Annotated in this window: 17 protein-coding genes; 14 read left to right on the plus strand and 3 right to left on the minus strand. The window is 31.9% G+C overall.

Going from position 1 to position 15,132, the window contains the following annotated elements; translation table 11 throughout:
- Nucleotides 1–28: 28 nt before the first annotated feature.
- From ACTTBK_RS00435 to ACTTBK_RS00500, 14 genes are all read left to right on the plus strand, one after another.
- Nucleotides 29–922 carry a branched-chain amino acid ABC transporter permease gene (locus ACTTBK_RS00435; RefSeq protein ID WP_075506246.1) on the plus strand — a complete coding sequence of 298 codons (894 nt, stop codon included), beginning with the start codon at nt 29–31 and terminating at the stop codon, nt 920–922.
- Entirely contained in the window at nt 919–1,101 is a 183-nt protein-coding gene (locus tag ACTTBK_RS00440) for a hypothetical protein (RefSeq protein WP_262590330.1), read from the plus strand. Before ACTTBK_RS00435 ends, ACTTBK_RS00440 begins: the two co-directional genes overlap by 4 nt.
- Entirely contained in the window at nt 1,088–2,140 is a 1,053-nt protein-coding gene (locus tag ACTTBK_RS00445; RefSeq protein ID WP_440618105.1) for a branched-chain amino acid ABC transporter permease, read from the plus strand. Before ACTTBK_RS00440 ends, ACTTBK_RS00445 begins: the two co-directional genes overlap by 14 nt.
- Nucleotides 2,137–2,877, plus strand: coding sequence for an ABC transporter ATP-binding protein (locus ACTTBK_RS00450; RefSeq protein ID WP_075506243.1), 741 nt, complete (start codon nt 2,137–2,139; stop codon nt 2,875–2,877). Before ACTTBK_RS00445 ends, ACTTBK_RS00450 begins: the two co-directional genes overlap by 4 nt.
- Nucleotides 2,877–3,662 (plus strand): ABC transporter ATP-binding protein, encoded by a 786-nt coding sequence (locus ACTTBK_RS00455; RefSeq protein WP_440614039.1) that lies wholly within the window; start codon nt 2,877–2,879, stop codon nt 3,660–3,662. The genes ACTTBK_RS00450 and ACTTBK_RS00455 overlap by 1 nt, the downstream gene beginning before the upstream one ends.
- Entirely contained in the window at nt 3,662–4,366 is a 705-nt protein-coding gene (locus ACTTBK_RS00460) for an AzlC family ABC transporter permease (RefSeq protein WP_262590332.1), read from the plus strand. The genes ACTTBK_RS00455 and ACTTBK_RS00460 overlap by 1 nt, the downstream gene beginning before the upstream one ends.
- Nucleotides 4,356–4,679: an AzlD domain-containing protein gene (locus ACTTBK_RS00465; protein WP_262590333.1), complete on the plus strand. Its 324-nt coding sequence runs from the start codon at nt 4,356–4,358 to the stop codon at nt 4,677–4,679. Before ACTTBK_RS00460 ends, ACTTBK_RS00465 begins: the two co-directional genes overlap by 11 nt.
- Before the next feature lie 40 nt (nt 4,680–4,719).
- Nucleotides 4,720–5,631 carry a glutarate dioxygenase GlaH gene (glaH, locus tag ACTTBK_RS00470; RefSeq protein WP_440618106.1) on the plus strand — a complete coding sequence of 304 codons (912 nt, stop codon included), beginning with the start codon at nt 4,720–4,722 and terminating at the stop codon, nt 5,629–5,631.
- A gap of 34 nt (nt 5,632–5,665) precedes the next feature.
- On the plus strand, nt 5,666–6,433 hold the full coding sequence (locus tag ACTTBK_RS00475) for a pyrroline-5-carboxylate reductase (RefSeq protein WP_440618107.1): 768 nt from the start codon (nt 5,666–5,668) through the stop codon (nt 6,431–6,433).
- Entirely contained in the window at nt 6,434–7,222 is a 789-nt protein-coding gene (locus tag ACTTBK_RS00480; RefSeq protein WP_440618108.1) for an ABC transporter ATP-binding protein, read from the plus strand.
- On the plus strand, nt 7,222–7,929 hold the full coding sequence (locus ACTTBK_RS00485; protein WP_440618109.1) for an ABC transporter ATP-binding protein: 708 nt from the start codon (nt 7,222–7,224) through the stop codon (nt 7,927–7,929). The genes ACTTBK_RS00480 and ACTTBK_RS00485 overlap by 1 nt, the downstream gene beginning before the upstream one ends.
- A gap of 1 nt (nt 7,930) precedes the next feature.
- On the plus strand, nt 7,931–8,941 hold the full coding sequence (locus ACTTBK_RS00490) for a branched-chain amino acid ABC transporter permease (protein ID WP_440618110.1): 1,011 nt from the start codon (nt 7,931–7,933) through the stop codon (nt 8,939–8,941).
- A 35-nt stretch (nt 8,942–8,976) separates the two neighbouring features.
- Nucleotides 8,977–10,308 (plus strand): branched-chain amino acid ABC transporter permease, encoded by a 1,332-nt coding sequence (locus tag ACTTBK_RS00495; protein ID WP_440619471.1) that lies wholly within the window; start codon nt 8,977–8,979, stop codon nt 10,306–10,308.
- Between the two features lie 74 nt (nt 10,309–10,382).
- Nucleotides 10,383–11,558, plus strand: a complete 1,176-nt coding sequence (locus ACTTBK_RS00500; RefSeq protein WP_440618111.1) for an MFS transporter — start codon at nt 10,383–10,385, stop codon at nt 11,556–11,558.
- 31 nt (nt 11,559–11,589) lie between these two features.
- On the opposite strand, the gene ACTTBK_RS00505 is transcribed toward ACTTBK_RS00500, so the two are convergent.
- The 3 genes from ACTTBK_RS00505 to ACTTBK_RS00515 form a co-directional block, all read right to left on the minus strand.
- On the minus strand, nt 11,590–12,780 hold the full coding sequence (locus ACTTBK_RS00505) for an ABC transporter substrate-binding protein (protein ID WP_440618112.1): 1,191 nt from the start codon (nt 12,778–12,780) through the stop codon (nt 11,590–11,592).
- Nucleotides 12,781–12,872: 92 nt separating this feature from the next.
- Nucleotides 12,873–14,354, minus strand: a complete 1,482-nt coding sequence (locus ACTTBK_RS00510; RefSeq protein WP_440618113.1) for an aldehyde dehydrogenase — start codon at nt 14,352–14,354, stop codon at nt 12,873–12,875.
- The gene (locus tag ACTTBK_RS00515; RefSeq protein ID WP_440618114.1) at nt 14,347–15,129 is read right to left on the minus strand and encodes an alpha/beta fold hydrolase; all 783 of its coding nucleotides are present in this window, start codon (nt 15,127–15,129) and stop codon (nt 14,347–14,349) included. The genes ACTTBK_RS00510 and ACTTBK_RS00515 overlap by 8 nt, the downstream gene beginning before the upstream one ends.
- Nucleotides 15,130–15,132: the final 3 nt, after the last annotated feature.

Below are 15,132 nucleotides of genomic sequence, written 5' to 3' on the forward strand. Positions count from 1 at the left end.
TTTTTTTATATAAACCAAAAAAGATTTTATGGATTTTCTTGTATTTCAATACCCAATGATAACTGTTCAAGCTTGCTTGGATGGTATTCTTTTAGGAGTATTGTTCGCATTAATTGCTTATGGAATGGCACTTCAATGGGGTGTTATGAATATAATTAATATTGCTCAAGGAGATCTTGTTATTTTAGGAGGATACATTGCGTACTTTATGTATCTTTATGGTATTCATCCAGCATGGGGAGTAATTGTTGCTCCAATTATAATGTATTTCGTAGGTATTGCGATCTATAAACTGGTTATAAATAAAGTAGTCGATAGAGATTTATTTATCTCAATTTTAGCTACATTTGGAATAAGTATTTTATTCATGCAATTAATGAACTTTGCATTTGGTGCAGATGTTGTGCTTGCAAATTCGCATTATGGTACAACAATGTTGTTCGATAATAATGTTGTTCTTCCTAATTCAAAAATATTTTCAGCATTTATCAGTATTTTATTTGCAGTTTGCTTAGTGATTTATATGAAAAAATCTAAGCTTGGACGAGCAATTAGAGCAACTGCTCAAAACGCACGTGCTGCAAAAATTTTAGGAGTAGATACTGAAAAAGTATATGCAGCAACTTTTGGAATTAATGCTGCTTTATGTGGTGTAGCTGGAGCTTTGATTTCTATAACATTCACTATTCACCCTTATATGGGTTTACCTTATACTATTAGATCTTTTATGATTGTAATTGTTGCTGGTTTAGGAAATTTACCAGGGGTTGCAATGTCAGGTATGGGATTAGGAGTTTTTGAGGAATTTGCAGATTATATTTTGGGAACAGAATTTAGAATTGGATCAGTATTTTTATTACTAGTTTTAATTTTAGTTTATAGAAGATTTAAACTTTCAAGAAAAAGAGAGTACTTAAAATGAGGAAAGTTAAAATCAATGATAATCAAGGTCAATCTGTTGAAGTTGACATAGATAAATTTAAAAAACACTTAGATGAATATCATTCATCAGGCTCAAGTGTACATGATGAAGATGGTCATTATTTTACAGTAGATCAAAATTTCAGAGAAAAAATTAATAGTCTATATGAACAAAAATAATTTAATACTTTATATAGGAATTTTAATATTTGGTTTAGCAGCACCATTTATATTTCCAGCATTCAAAGTTCAATTATCAATTCTTTGCATTCTAATTGTTCTTGCAACTACTTGGAATATTCAAGGCGGAGAGATGGGCTACAATACATTTGGAAATATTTTGTTCTATGGACTGGGTATGTATTTGTGTGCTTCTGTTCAAGTTGGAATGTTTTTTCCATTAGCAGAATGGACTGAAAGTGGTGGTGAAAAAACATTTGTACATACTCCTACCCAATTTTTCCAAGGTATGGCGATGGGACTTGTTGTTGCCGCAGTAGTTCCAACTATTGTTGCAGGTTTAATTGGTTATGCAATTTTAGGATTGAGAGGTCACTACTTTGCTATTTGTACCCTAGGATTAGGAGTAGCTGCTGGTGAAATTTCTGGAGGAATTGAAATTATTGGAGCAGGGCAAGGTTTTACCACTCCACCTTTTCCTAACGTAGGAGGCTTAGAAGCTAGAGGAGAGTTCTTCTATTTTTTAAGTTTCTTAGTTTTGATACTTACATTCGTTGCAGTTAAAGCAATTTACTCTACTAGATTTAAATTAATCCTTAATGCAATCAGAGATAATGAAGACAAGGCTGAAGCTATGGGAATTGCAACAATGAAATATAAAATTATTGGTTGGATGATTTCTGCATTTTTCTGTGGTCTTGCAGGAGGAATAATGGGTGGACTAGTTGGATATATCGACTCTACAGACGTTGCTTTTGATGGAAGAGAAATGGGAGTGTTCATGGTTTTGATGGCAATATTAGGTGGCAAAGGAACTCTTTGGGGACCAGTTATCGGTGCAACAATATTCCATATTTTTAAAGAAGGATTTTGGACGTTCTTCCTAGGCTGGCAGTATGTAGCCTTGGGAGTTTTAATTGTGGTGATTGTGATTTATTTCCCTGAGGGATTAATGGGATGGTTGAGAGAAAAATATCCTCATAGATTTGGAGAAGTAGTTGATGAAGCTGATCGAAAGGCTCAGGTAGAGATAAAATGAGTATTTTAGAAGTTAATAATGTAAGTAAATCTTTTGGAGGAGTAAAAGCTAATGTTGATATCTCCATGTCAGTTGAAAAAGGTAAAATTGTAGGATTGATTGGCCCGAATGGATCAGGAAAAACAACTTTGTTTAATTCAATTGTAGGCACTTATCCAATTGACCAGGGTTCAATTAAATTTAATGGAAAAGAAGTTTCTGAACTCCCTGTTCCCGTAATAGCAAAGTTGGGATTATTAAGAACATTTCAACAAACAAGAATTTATGGAAAACTAAACTGTATTGATAATATGCTTATTAGTCATAAAGGTAGTGATGAAAGTTTATTAAAACTGTTTTCAAAAATACCTCAAGAGCTTACAGAAAAAGCAGAAAATTTACTAAATTTTGTTGGCTTATATCAGAAGAGAAAACTTAGAGCAGGAGATTTATCTTTCGGACAACAAAAACTTTTAGAGCTTGCTATGGCATTAATGAATGAACCAGAAATGCTATTGCTAGACGAACCAACAGCAGGAATTAATCCAACTTTAATCAATGGAATTATAGATAGATTAATAAAAGTAAATCAGGATTTTGGCATAACTCTCTTGGTTATTGAACACAATATGAGAGTGATAATGCAATTAGCTGAGAATATATTTTGTTTAGCTCACGGTAAAATGTTAGCAAATGGTTCACCAGATGAAATTAAAAACGATAAGCGAGTTATCGATGCATACCTAGGAGCCCAATAATGTCAAATCAATATGAAGTTTTAGGAAAAGCTCCAACGCCAGAAGATTTAAAAAAATTGTCTCCAGATGAAATACATCTGACAATTAAGAATTTAAATGCTGGGTATGGTAAAATGGAAATTTTACATAATTTTGATTTATTTGTGAATAAAGCACAATCATTGTGTTTGATTGGACCAAATGGAGCTGGTAAATCTACAATTCTTCACTCAATCTATGGATTTACAAATATCTTCTCTGGTCAAATTGAAATAGAAGGAAAAGAAATTACAAATCTTACGCCAGCTGAAAAATTAAAATCAGTTGGAATTGCATATATTTTACAAGATAACTCAGTATTCCCAGATATGACAGTTGAAGAAAACTTATTAATGGGTGGATATATTAAAGATAAAACTGAAGAGTCTTTTGAAGAAGCTGAAAGAATTTTAGAAAAATATGAGAGATTGAGGAATAGAAGAAATCAGCCTGCTAAAGTTTTATCTGGTGGAGAAAGAAGACTTTTAGAAATTTCTAGAGCATTAGTTATGAAGCCATCAGTATTGTTGGTTGATGAACCATCAATTGGTTTAGAACCAAGATATATTGATATGGTTTTTGAAATTTTGAGAGATCTTCAGCAAAATGAAAAGAAAACTATTATATTAGTTGAACAAAATGCCAAAAAAGGACTAGAATTTGCAGACATTGGATATGTATTGGTATCTGGACAAACTGCAATTGCTGGCAAAGGGGATGAGTTATTACAAAACCCTGATGTTGGTAGACTATTCCTTGGTGGCTAATGATAAACAAAGATTTCTTTTTTAAAGGCTATAAATCAATACTAGCTCACGATAGCCCAGCAATAGCTTTAGGTTGTTGTTTTATTGCTATAGGAGCTCTTTTAAAAAATCTTGGCTTCAATATTCAAGAAAGCATTTTTTCTACCATGCTGACTTATGCATTGCCAGGATCTCTAGTTATGGCAGAGTCTTTATTGGTTGGCGCTTCTTTGTTAAATATTTTTTTAGCAGTTTGGTTTGTTAATGCTCGTTTATATCCAATGGCTGTTTCTTTGTTTCCATTAATGATGCATGAAGATCAACCAAAGTGGAAATATTATTTTTCATGTCATTTCATAGCTGTATCAGCTTGGTTGATTATGAAGAGTAATTATAAGACTATTCCAGAAAAATATAGAATTGATTATTGGATAGGGATTGGAAGCGCTACTTGGAGTGTTGCTGTAATTGGGACTTTAATAGGTTTTTATTTTTCAGAATATTTAAACAAAGAAATGATGATGGGTTTAGCTATTTTAAATCCTGTATATTTTTTATGCATGATGGTAGGAGCGTCAAAAACAAGACAAGTAACTTTATCAGTTTTACTTGGAATTATTTTGGGACCTATTTTTTATTTTTTTTCACCAGAATGGTCTATTTTATTAGGCGGAGTAGTTGGTGGGACTATTGCTTATTTAGTGGGAGAAAAAAATGTCAACTAGTATCGTTTTAGCAATTTTAGTGACATCCCTTGCAACTTTTTTATCAAGATTTCTTGGGGCAGTAAGCTCAGAGGGTATTAAAGAAACTTCTAAGATATTTAAATGGTTTAACTGTTTAGCTTATGCAACTTTAGCAGCTCTAATTGCAAGAACAATAATTTTTCCAGTTGGTGTAATGGATGACTCAAGCTACTTAGTAAGATTTGTTGTTGTTGTACTATCCTTAATTGTTTTTTTTATTTCTAAAAAAAATTATGTTTATCCCACAATTTTCTCTGCTATAAGTATGGCAATATTAGTTAATTATTTCTAAATAAAATTGATTTATTAAAAAAGTTAACTTAAGGTTTCTTATGGAAAAAATACCAGGTTTAGAAATTCAAGAACATGATAAATCAAAAAGAATTTTAAATATTAAAATTACTGATGAGATTATTAAGAAATTAGTTTTTCCATTTAATAAATTCGACTTAACAGCTTTAGAACTAAAGCCTTTTACAAGGTTTACAATAGCAAAAAGTTTAGATGATTTAACAGAAAATAAACTTAGTAAACTAATGAACTCAATAATTAGAGATCGTTCAACTGGTTGTTTTATAATTGGACCAAAAAATATTTCACCAAAAATTAATGATAAATTTTTAGTAAAATTATCAACAGCTATTGCCTATTTAATTGGAAATCCTAACCATGATTCAATGGCAGGAAAATACTATGCTCGTTTTCATGTTAAACACGAAGACGGGAGTGACTCTTATTTAAGAAAAGCTTACCGTAATATGGATCTTCATACAGATGGAACTTATGTTAAAGAAATTACTGATTGGTTAATTATGACAAAGTTAGAAGAAGAAAATGTAGAGGGTGGAGAGACTGCGATGTTGCATTTAGATGATTGGGAACATTGCAAAGAACTATCAAATGATCCTGTGGGTAAACAAGATTTTCTTTGGAGCTCACCTGAGAGTAAAAATGTAGATTATAAAGTTGAGCATCCAGTTTTTTCTTCAGATGATAAAGGAAGACCACATATTTCATATATCGACCAATTTCCTGAACCAAAAAACATGGAACAGGGTAATTTTTTACAGAGATTATCTGATGCTCTGGAAGGAAGTGAAAATAAAGTAATTACAAAGCTACCGGTTGGTTGTTCTATAATTGCAAACAATTATTTTTGGCTTCATGGAAGAAAACCCTTCAAAGAAAATAAAGAATTAAGCAGAGAATTGTTGCGTATTAGAGGTTCTTTTTTTGTTAATTAATTCAATATAATCAATATAAAGTAATCAAAATATTATGATTTTAGGTTTTATTGGTACGGGTAAAATTGCATCTTCAGTAATAACTGGAATTTGTAAATCTAACCTTAAATATAAAAAAATAATAATTTCTCCAAGGAATAAGCAGATTGCCAAAAGTTTAAAAAAAAAGTTCAAAAAAATAGTTATTGCTAAAGATAATCAACAAATTGTTGATGAATCTACTTGGGTATTTTTATCTATTACACCTACGGTGGGAGAGAAGATAATTAAAGATTTAAAATTTAAGTCTAGTCAAACAATTGTTAGCTTTATATCTACAATTACTCTATCACAGCTAAAAAAGGCCATTAAAGTAAAAGCAAAAATAGTAAGAGCAATTCCTTTGCCACCAATATCATTAAAGAAAGGACCAGTTCCAATTTGTCCTCCAAATTCAAAAGTAAAAGCTTTTTTTAATCATTTAGGAACTACTGTAGAAATCAAAAATGAAAAATCTTCAATAAACTTTTGGTCTACTTCTGGAATGATGGCACCTTTTTATGAAATGCAAAGAGTAATGTCTGATTGGTTAGTTAAAAAAGGGGTAAAAAGAAATAATGCTCAAAAATATATTACTTCTTTATTTTTAGCTTTGTCAGAAGATGCTGTTATACATTCTAAAGAAAACTTAAGAGAGTTAGTTAAAGAATCGCAAACACCTAAGGGATTAAACGAGCAGGGTGTCAATGAATTGACAAAAGCTGGTTTTTATAAATCATTAGAGAAAACTTTAAATAGTATTTACAAAAGATTAGATAAATAAATGTCTGAAAATATCTTAGAGATAGATAATTTATCAAAATACTTTGGAGGACTTGCGGCGGTTTCTGATTGTTCTATTAAAGTTAAAAGAGGAACTATCACAGGCATAATTGGTCCAAATGGATCTGGTAAAACAACTTTATTTAATTTAATTGCTGGAAATTTAAAATCTTCAAGTGGGACTGTAATCTTTGAAGAAGAAAATATCACAGATGTTCCATCTTATGAATTATTCTCAAAAGGTTTACTTAGAACTTTTCAAATAGCACATGAGTTTTCAAATTTATCTGTTTTGGAAAACTTAATGATGGTCCCAGGAAATCAATCAGGCGAAAAGCTAATGACAGCATTATTTAAGCCAGGGTTAGTTGCAAAAGAGGAGGCAGAAGTTAAAGAAAAAGCAAAAGAAGTAGTTGAATTCTTAAATCTAGGGCATTTGTCAAATGAGCTTGCAGGAAATCTTTCTGGAGGTCAAAAAAAATTGTTAGAACTTGGAAGAACTATGATGGTTGATGCAAAATTAGTATTATTGGATGAAGTAGGGGCAGGAGTAAATAGAACTTTATTAAAAGATCTCGGCACTGCAATCGAAAAGCTAAATAAAGAAAAAGGTTATACTTTTTGTATGATTGAGCATGACATGGATTTTATAGGAAGATTGTGTGATCCTGTAATTGTTATGGCTGAAGGGTCAGTTTTATTTGAAGGTACAGTTGATGAAGCTAAAAAAGATGAAAAGGTAATAGAAAGTTATCTTGGCAGAGGATCAAAATTAAAGGATGAAGTTTAATGGCATATTTTGAAGGAATAGAGATGACTGGTGGTTATGGAAATGGACCAGATATAATTAATTCTTGTTCTGTCGAAGTAAACAAAGGAGAAATTGTTTCTATCCTAGGACCTAATGGTGCTGGAAAATCTACAGCTATGAAAGCAATGTTAGGCTTATTAAATTTAAAATCTGGATCGGTTAAAATTGATGGTAAAGATATTTCAAAACTTTCTCCACAAGATCGAGTTAAACAAGGAATTTCATTTGTTCCTCAAACCAAAAATATTTTTGCGGGAATGACAGTTGAGGAAAATTTAGAAATGGGGGCCTTTTTAGTAAACTCTGAGATAAAGAATATTATTGAGGAGATTTATGAATTATTTCCAATCCTTAGAGAAAAAAGAAACCAAATGGTAGGTGAATTATCTGGTGGTCAAAGACAACAAGTTGCACTTGGAAGAGCGTTAATGATTAAACCGACAGTATTAATGTTAGATGAACCAACTGCAGGGGTATCACCAATTGTTATGGATGAATTGTTTGATCATATCGTTAAAGTAAAAAGAACTAATGTTGCTATTTTAATGGTAGAGCAAAATGCTAAACAAGCATTAAACATTTCTGATAGAGGCTATGTTTTAGTTACTGGAGAAAATCGTTATTCAGGGACTGGTAAAGAATTATTGAACGATCCAAGAGTAAGAAGCTCTTTCTTAGGAGGATAGTATGGATCTTATTAATGCAATAATTCTTTTACTAAATTATATTTTTATTCCAGGACTTACTTATGGTTCTCAATTAGCCCTGGGTGCAATTTTTGTTACTTTAATTTATGGAATTCTAAGATTTGCTAATTTTGCAACTGGAGACATGATGTCATTTGGAACCATGATGACAATTTTATTCACTTGGTATTTTCAATCTTTGGGCATTTCTCTTGGAGTTCTGCCTACAGCTTTAATTGCACTTCCATTTGGTATTTTTTTTATGATTTTATACATGCTTACAATCGATAAATTTGTTTTTAAGTATTACAGAACTCAAAAAAGTCCTCCAGTTCAGTTTGCTATGGTTAGTATCGGTGTGATGTTTGTGACCCAAGCAGTTGTTAGAATTATAATAGGTCCAGGAGATAGAAGATTTTTTGATGGAGAAAAATTTATTATCAAGGCTAGAGAATTTAAAGAAATGACAGGTTTAAATGAAGGACTTGCACTTAAATCTACTCAGGTGATTACTATTTTTGTTACAATAATCTTAGTCTCTTTATTATTCTGGTTTTTAAATAAAACTAAAACAGGAAAAAGCATGAAAGCTTACTCTGATAACGAAGATCTTGCTTTGCTTTCAGGTATAGATCCTAAAAAAATAGTATTGGTAACTTGGGTAATTGCAGGAATTTTAGCTACTATTGGAGGAGCTCTGTACGGTTTAGATAAAAGTTTTAAACCTTTCACTTATTTTAATAATATGCTTCCTATTTTTGCTGCAGCAATTGTTGGAGGAATTGGAAATCCTTTTGGTGCATTTTTGGGTGGCTATGTGATTGCTTTTTCAGAAATTTTATTAACTTATGCATATAAGAAATTTTTTATGTATATATTACCTGAAAGTATGGAGCCAGAGGGCTTAGTTCAATTACTTTCGACAGATTACAAATTTGCAGTTTCATTTTCAATCCTGGTGATTGTTTTACTTTATAGACCATCAGGAATATTCAAAGGGAAAGTATTGTGAGAAAAAATTTAAACGTTATTGCAGCGTACAGTATCATGATGGTTCTGATCCTATTAGTTGGAATTTTTCAATCATGGAATATTGCATTATCCATATTTAATCTTTGTTTAATTTCAGCAGTTATGACTATGGGTGCAAACATACAATGGGGTTATGCTGGTTTAATAAATTTTGGAATAATGGGATACACTGCTTTAGGAGGTCTCGCTGCAGTAATAATTTCAGTTGATCCTGTTCAAGAAGCATGGAGAGCTGGTGGATTTGATATTTTAATGTGCTTATGGCTCATCATTGTAATGGTTTTAGTTATCAGATTTATTTTGAAAAACTTTGAGAAATCAAAATTAAGAACTTACAGTATTGTAGCTCTAATTATTGCAGCTATCATAATTATCAGAGTTACAGCAGAACCAGGTATTGAAAAAATTGAAGCTGTAAATCCTGCAACAACTGGTTTTCTTGGAGGGTTTGGTTTACCTATCATTTTTTCCTGGATAGTAGGTGCGTTATTTGCTGGAGGTTTAGCTTTCATAGTTGGAAAAGTTGCTTTAGGTTTAAGAGCTGATTATCTAGCAATTGCAACATTATTGATTTCAGAAATTGTAATAGCAATAATTAAGCATGAAGACTGGTTAACTAGAGGTGTTAAAAATGTTATTGGCTTAAAGAGGCCAGCACCATATGAGGTCAATCTGCAGACCACTGATTGGTTTATAAATTTAGTAGAAAAGTTTAAATCTAGTAAGTTAGATCTAATTACTGATTTATCTGAAAGACAAGCAGCTTTAAATCAATTCGTAATAGAAGGCTCTTCAATATTTGTTAAACTTTGTTACTCAGGTTTATTTTTAGTTGTCGTTATAATACTTTTAATTCTTACGCAGAAAGCTCTTTATTCTCCATGGGGAAGAATGATGAGAGCAATAAGAGATAATGAAGAAGCAGCAAATGCAATGGGTAAAAATGTTGTGAAACAACATTTGCTAATATTTATTTTAGGTTCAGCAATTGTTGGAATTGCAGGTGCAATGCTAGTAACTCAGGATGGATTATTTACACCAGGAAGTTATAGACCAATGAGATATACATTCTTAATTTGGGTAATGGTAATTGTTGGAGGAAGTGGAAACAACTTTGGCGCAATTTTAGGTGGCTTTGTTGTATGGTTTTTATGGATTGAAGCAGCACCAATTTCAATGTTTTTAATTAACTTCTTTACATTAGGCATTCCTGAAACAAACGCTATCAAAGCTCATCTTATTGAAAGTGTTCCTTATTTTAGATTTTTATTGATGGGATTAGGCTTGTTATTCATAATGAGGTACCGTCCTAAAGGTATACTTCCAGAAAAAATAGAAATAAAATAATTAAAAATGAAATATATTATTTTAGGTGCTGCAATTGCTTGGGCTATGTATATGGCTGACAAGTATATGTTTTAATGAACAGAAATCTTTCGCTTCTTATTTCAAGCCAAGTTTTTGGTTTTACAGCAGCCAATGTAACAGTTTTTTTAAGTGGAATAATTGGAAGTCAGCTTTCAACTATTAAATCATTAGCTACTTTTCCTCCTTCAATTTATGTAGTTGGTATAGCAATCTCTACTATTTTTGCTGCAAAAGTTATGTCAATTATTGGCAGACGTTTAGGTTTTGTTTTGGCATCTATAGGTAGCTCATTAGCTTGTTTACTTGCTGCTTACTCAATCTTTATTAATAGCTTCATAATATTTTCATTTTCTTGTTTTTTACTTGGTACTGGAATGGCTTTCATTCATCAGTATAGATTTGCAGCAGCTGAAACAGTTGAAAAAGATAAAGCACCCAAGGCAGTTTCTATGCTTTTGTTAGCTGGAATTGTTTCAGCATTTATAGGAATTACTTTAGCAAATAAAACAAAAGATTTAATTAGTGATCATGTTTATGTTGGATCGTATATCGCATTAGCATGTCTTACTATAATGCCTGCAATTTTTTTAAGTTTTTATAAAAATTCAAAAATTACTAATAAAAATAATTCAACATATTCCAATGTTAGGACTTACAAAGAATTTGTCTCTGATCCAAAATTTTTACAAGCAATGGTAGCTGCTACTTTTGGTTATGTGGTTATGGCATTTTTAATGACAGCTACTCCAATTAGTATGCATTATGTCCATAAATTAAGTGTAGACAAAGTTGGACTGGTTATCCAATTTCACGTACTTGGAATGTTTCTCCCATCATTGTTCACAGGTAACCTAATAAAGAGATTTGGTTTTTCAAATATAATGTACATGGGAGTTTTTTTTTATGCTTTGACAATATCATTAAGCTTATTTGAACCAACTTTTATAAATTATTTTGCCTCGTTGATATTTTTAGGTATAGGATGGAATTTTCTATATATCTCAGGAACCAGCTTGTTAGTTACCACTTATAATGAGCAAGAAAAATTTAAAGCCCAAGGATTTAATGATCTAATAGTTTTTTCTGCTACAGCAATTGGAAGTTTATCAGCAGGAATTTTAATTTCATTGTTGAGTTGGAAAATAGTAAATTTTATGTGCATTCCTTTTTTGATAATTATTTTATTTGTAATTTTGAGAGCAGATATAAAAAAAGCCCCAGCAAACTAATTTACCAGGGCTTTTTAAAATAAGATTTAAATTATCTTTGTTTTTTAGTTTTGAATTTTCCACCTTTAACTTCTTGCTCTAAGAAAGAACCTTCAGCTTCACCAACTTCAGTAAAAGATACTCCAGTAGCACCTTCGTAATTTATCTTTTTACCTTTTGCTAGTAAGTCTAAACCTTTCTTTAATTCACCTGGGTAGATTTTAGTACCAGGAGCGTTAGCAACATCCATTACATTTTTTGCAATAGATGCTCTGTCAGCAGAATTACCTGCTTGCATTGCAAGAACGATTAAAGCAGCTGCATCGTAAGACTCTCCAGTGTAAGGACCAGATGAATCTATACCACCAGCTTTTGCAACTTCTGCAAATACACCAGCACCTTTACCAGTAGAACCTGGTAGAGATCCAAATGATTTGCTCAAGTCTTTACCAAATGCATCAACTAATGATTGACCAATCATACCATCTGATAATACGAAAGTATCAAACGCACCAGAGTCTAAAGAAGCCTGAATAATTCCTTTTCCTCCTTGGTCAAGATAACCAATAACTGCTACAGCATCACCACCAGCAGAAGCAAGAGTTGCTACTTCTGATGAGTAATCTGCTTTACCATCTTCATGAGCAGTTACAGTTGTAACTTTAATACCATGAGCTTCAACTGCTGCTTTGTAAACATCAGCTAAACCTTTTCCATAGTCATTGTTAGTATAAGTTATTGCAATGCTTTTTACTTTTCTGTCTTTAGTAATGTCAGCTAAAATTTGACCACCTCTAGCATCTGATGGAGCAGTTCTAAAGAAATATCCATTATCATCTAGAGTAGTTAATCCTGGAGAGGTTGCTGAAGGTGAAATCATTACAACACCGTTTGGTACAGCAACATTTGTTGCAATAGCACCTGTTACACCTGAACAGTCAGCTCCCATAATTGCAGCTACACCACCTGAAATTAAACCTTCAGCTGCCGCTGTTGCTGCTGCTGAGTCAACACAAGTTGAGTCTGCTCTCATTGCTTCAATTTTTTTTCCACCAAGTAATGAACCTGAATCTGAAGCTTCTTTAAATGCAAGCTCTGCAGATGCAGCCATAGCTGGAGTAAGAGATTCAATAGGACCTGTAAATCCTAAAATGATTCCCATTTTGATCGAATGTCCGTCTGCCATAACGTTTGAACCAAAGCTTGATACAAACATAAATGCAGCGATAAATAGTTTTCTCATTATCTTCCTCATTATTGTTAACAATTTATAAAATTTAATTTAAGTATGAATAATCTGAATATTCAATGACAAAATTGGCTTATTTTAAACTATTATCTAATAGAGAACGGGTCTAAAGATGGTTCATCTGATGTGTAGAACCAAGTTGTTTTTACTCTTGTATAATCTTTAATTGAGTCAATTCCTGCCTCTTTACCGTATCCACTATCCTTGATACCTCCAAATGGAGCTGACGGTGAAATTAATCTGTAAGTATTAACAAATGTTATTCCAGCTCTAATTGCTTTTGATACTCTCATACCTCTAGATAAATTGCTGGTATATACTCCAGAAGATAATCCATACTGATTGTCATTCATTTTTGAGATAACTTCTTCTTCAGTATCAAATTTCATTACAGATAAAACAGGTCCAAATAATTCATTTTCTGCAACAGGTAAATTATGATTATCACATTCAATTATAGTCGGTGGAAAGTAATAACCTTTATTTGAAAAAGAATGTCTCTCACCACCACATTTAATTTTTCCACCTTGATCAATAGTTTCTTTAATATTTTTTTCTATTGTTTCTAATTGTTTAAAATTACTCAATGGGCCCATTTCAGTTTCAGGATCCATAGGTGCTCCTATTTTAATTTTAGAAGCTCTTTCAGAAAGTTTGTTTAAAAATTCGTCATAGATACCTTTTTGAATATAAAGTCTTGAACCAGCTATACAACTTTGACCACTTGCTCCAAAAATTCCTGCTGTAATTCCATTAATTGCATTTTCTTGCTCGGCATCATCAAAAACAGCCACTGGACTTTTTCCTCCAAGTTCTAAACTTACTTCAGAAAGATTTTCTGCTGAATTTTTAATTATATGTCTTGCGGTTTCTGGTCCACCTGTGAAAGCAATTTTTTCAACTAAATCATGCGTTGTTAAAGTTTTTCCACATGGGTCTCCAAATCCAGTTATGACATTTACTACTCCTTTGGGTATCCCAGTTTTTTCAATTAATTTGGCAAATTCAAATAATACCGCAGGTGCTAGTTCTGATGATTTAATTACAACAGTATTTCCCATTGCAAGTGCTGGAGCTAATTTAGTAGCAGTTAAAAACATTTGCGAGTTCCAAGGAATAATAGCTGCCACCACACCTATCGGTATTCTAGTGGTTATTGCTTGAATATTTGGTTTATCAATTGGCAAAACTGTACCTTCAACTTTATCAGCTAAACCTGCGTAGTAATCATAGTATTCTGCAATATAGATTGCTTGCTTTTTTGTTTCTCTAAACAATTTTCCTGTATCTATTGTTTCTATTTCCCCAAGCATTTCTGCATTTTCTCTTAACTGGTCCCCAATAGCTCTTAAAAATTTTGCTCTTTCCTTAGGAAGTAATTTAGGCCATTCACCTTCGAATGCTTTTTGTGCAGCTTTAACTGCTTTATCAGTATCTTTAGCACTTGCTTCGGGAACAATTGCCCAAGGTTCATTATTTTCAGGATTTAAAGTTTCAAATGTTTTATTGTTTTCAGCATCTACCCACTGTCCATCAATATACATTTGATATTTTTTAAGTTTACTCATTTTCTTTGATAAAATTGTTAAGAGATAAATTTACATCATCGGCACACTCAATACCACAAAGATGTTTTCCATCCTTGATTATCTTTAATTGGCTTTTTGGTATTAAAGCATTTAATTCTTGAGACATTTTAACTGTAGAGCCTATGTCATATTCTCCAGTCATAACTAAAGTGTGATTTTGAATTTTATTAAAATCCTCATCATTTTGATGTTTTACAAACAGCTCATAAACTTTCAGAAAATGCTCCATATTATTAGCTGCTAAAATAGAGCTAATTTTATCATAAATACTTGGATGGTTTTCAATATACTTGTCTGTAAACCATCTTTTAAGAGCTTGTCTTGACAATTTAAGATCTTTCTTTGCTTGTTCAAATCTTTGATTTACAATTTTTTGTTGCTCTTCGGTTCTTTTATATATTGAGCATAAAAGAGTTAGTGATTGTAAATGTGAACTGTGATTGATAGCAAAATTCCTCGCAATCAAAGAACCTATTGAAAAACCAACCAAATGAATTTTTTTTATATTAAGGTGGTTAATTAAATCAATTAATTGATCCGAAAAGTCATCAAACGAAATTATTTCCTTATCTAAAGATGATTTTCCATGACCAATAATATCATATGCAAGAGTACTATGATCATTAAAAAAATCTAATTGAGGTTTCCAAATCTCGTGGGTTAAACCTACACCATGAACAAATACAATTGGAATTTCTTGGTCTTTCTTATTATACGAGTAAAAAGTTCCAGAAGCAGTAGTTCCAGTGGTCATCAA

It is taken from the genome of Candidatus Pelagibacter sp. HIMB1493 (assembly GCF_052047995.1).
In the GTDB taxonomy this organism is placed as follows: Bacteria; Pseudomonadota; Alphaproteobacteria; order Pelagibacterales; family Pelagibacteraceae; genus Pelagibacter.

Excerpts from the sequence above, each read along its gene's own strand:
- ACTTBK_RS00495 (WP_440619471.1), top strand. The coding sequence starts at position 8,977 with ATGATGGTTCTGATCCTATTAGTTGGAATTTTTCAATCATGGAATATT.
- ACTTBK_RS00500 (WP_440618111.1), top strand. The coding sequence starts at position 10,383 with ATGAACAGAAATCTTTCGCTTCTTATTTCAAGCCAAGTTTTTGGTTTT.
- ACTTBK_RS00475 (WP_440618107.1), top strand. The coding sequence starts at position 5,666 with ATGATTTTAGGTTTTATTGGTACGGGTAAAATTGCATCTTCAGTAATA.
- ACTTBK_RS00490 (WP_440618110.1), top strand. The coding sequence starts at position 7,931 with ATGGATCTTATTAATGCAATAATTCTTTTACTAAATTATATTTTTATT.
- ACTTBK_RS00450 (WP_075506243.1), top strand. The coding sequence starts at position 2,137 with ATGAGTATTTTAGAAGTTAATAATGTAAGTAAATCTTTTGGAGGAGTA.
- ACTTBK_RS00445 (WP_440618105.1), top strand. The coding sequence starts at position 1,088 with ATGAACAAAAATAATTTAATACTTTATATAGGAATTTTAATATTTGGT.
- ACTTBK_RS00455 (WP_440614039.1), top strand. The coding sequence starts at position 2,877 with ATGTCAAATCAATATGAAGTTTTAGGAAAAGCTCCAACGCCAGAAGAT.
- ACTTBK_RS00515 (WP_440618114.1), bottom strand. The coding sequence starts at position 15,129 with ATGACCACTGGAACTACTGCTTCTGGAACTTTTTACTCGTATAATAAG.
- ACTTBK_RS00505 (WP_440618112.1), bottom strand. The coding sequence starts at position 12,780 with ATGAGAAAACTATTTATCGCTGCATTTATGTTTGTATCAAGCTTTGGT.
- ACTTBK_RS00460 (WP_262590332.1), top strand. The coding sequence starts at position 3,662 with ATGATAAACAAAGATTTCTTTTTTAAAGGCTATAAATCAATACTAGCT.
- glaH (WP_440618106.1), top strand. The coding sequence starts at position 4,720 with ATGGAAAAAATACCAGGTTTAGAAATTCAAGAACATGATAAATCAAAA.
- ACTTBK_RS00435 (WP_075506246.1), top strand. The coding sequence starts at position 29 with ATGGATTTTCTTGTATTTCAATACCCAATGATAACTGTTCAAGCTTGC.
- ACTTBK_RS00440 (WP_262590330.1), top strand. The coding sequence starts at position 919 with ATGAGGAAAGTTAAAATCAATGATAATCAAGGTCAATCTGTTGAAGTT.
- ACTTBK_RS00480 (WP_440618108.1), top strand. The coding sequence starts at position 6,434 with ATGTCTGAAAATATCTTAGAGATAGATAATTTATCAAAATACTTTGGA.
- ACTTBK_RS00485 (WP_440618109.1), top strand. The coding sequence starts at position 7,222 with ATGGCATATTTTGAAGGAATAGAGATGACTGGTGGTTATGGAAATGGA.
- ACTTBK_RS00465 (WP_262590333.1), top strand. The coding sequence starts at position 4,356 with ATGTCAACTAGTATCGTTTTAGCAATTTTAGTGACATCCCTTGCAACT.
- ACTTBK_RS00510 (WP_440618113.1), bottom strand. The coding sequence starts at position 14,354 with ATGAGTAAACTTAAAAAATATCAAATGTATATTGATGGACAGTGGGTA.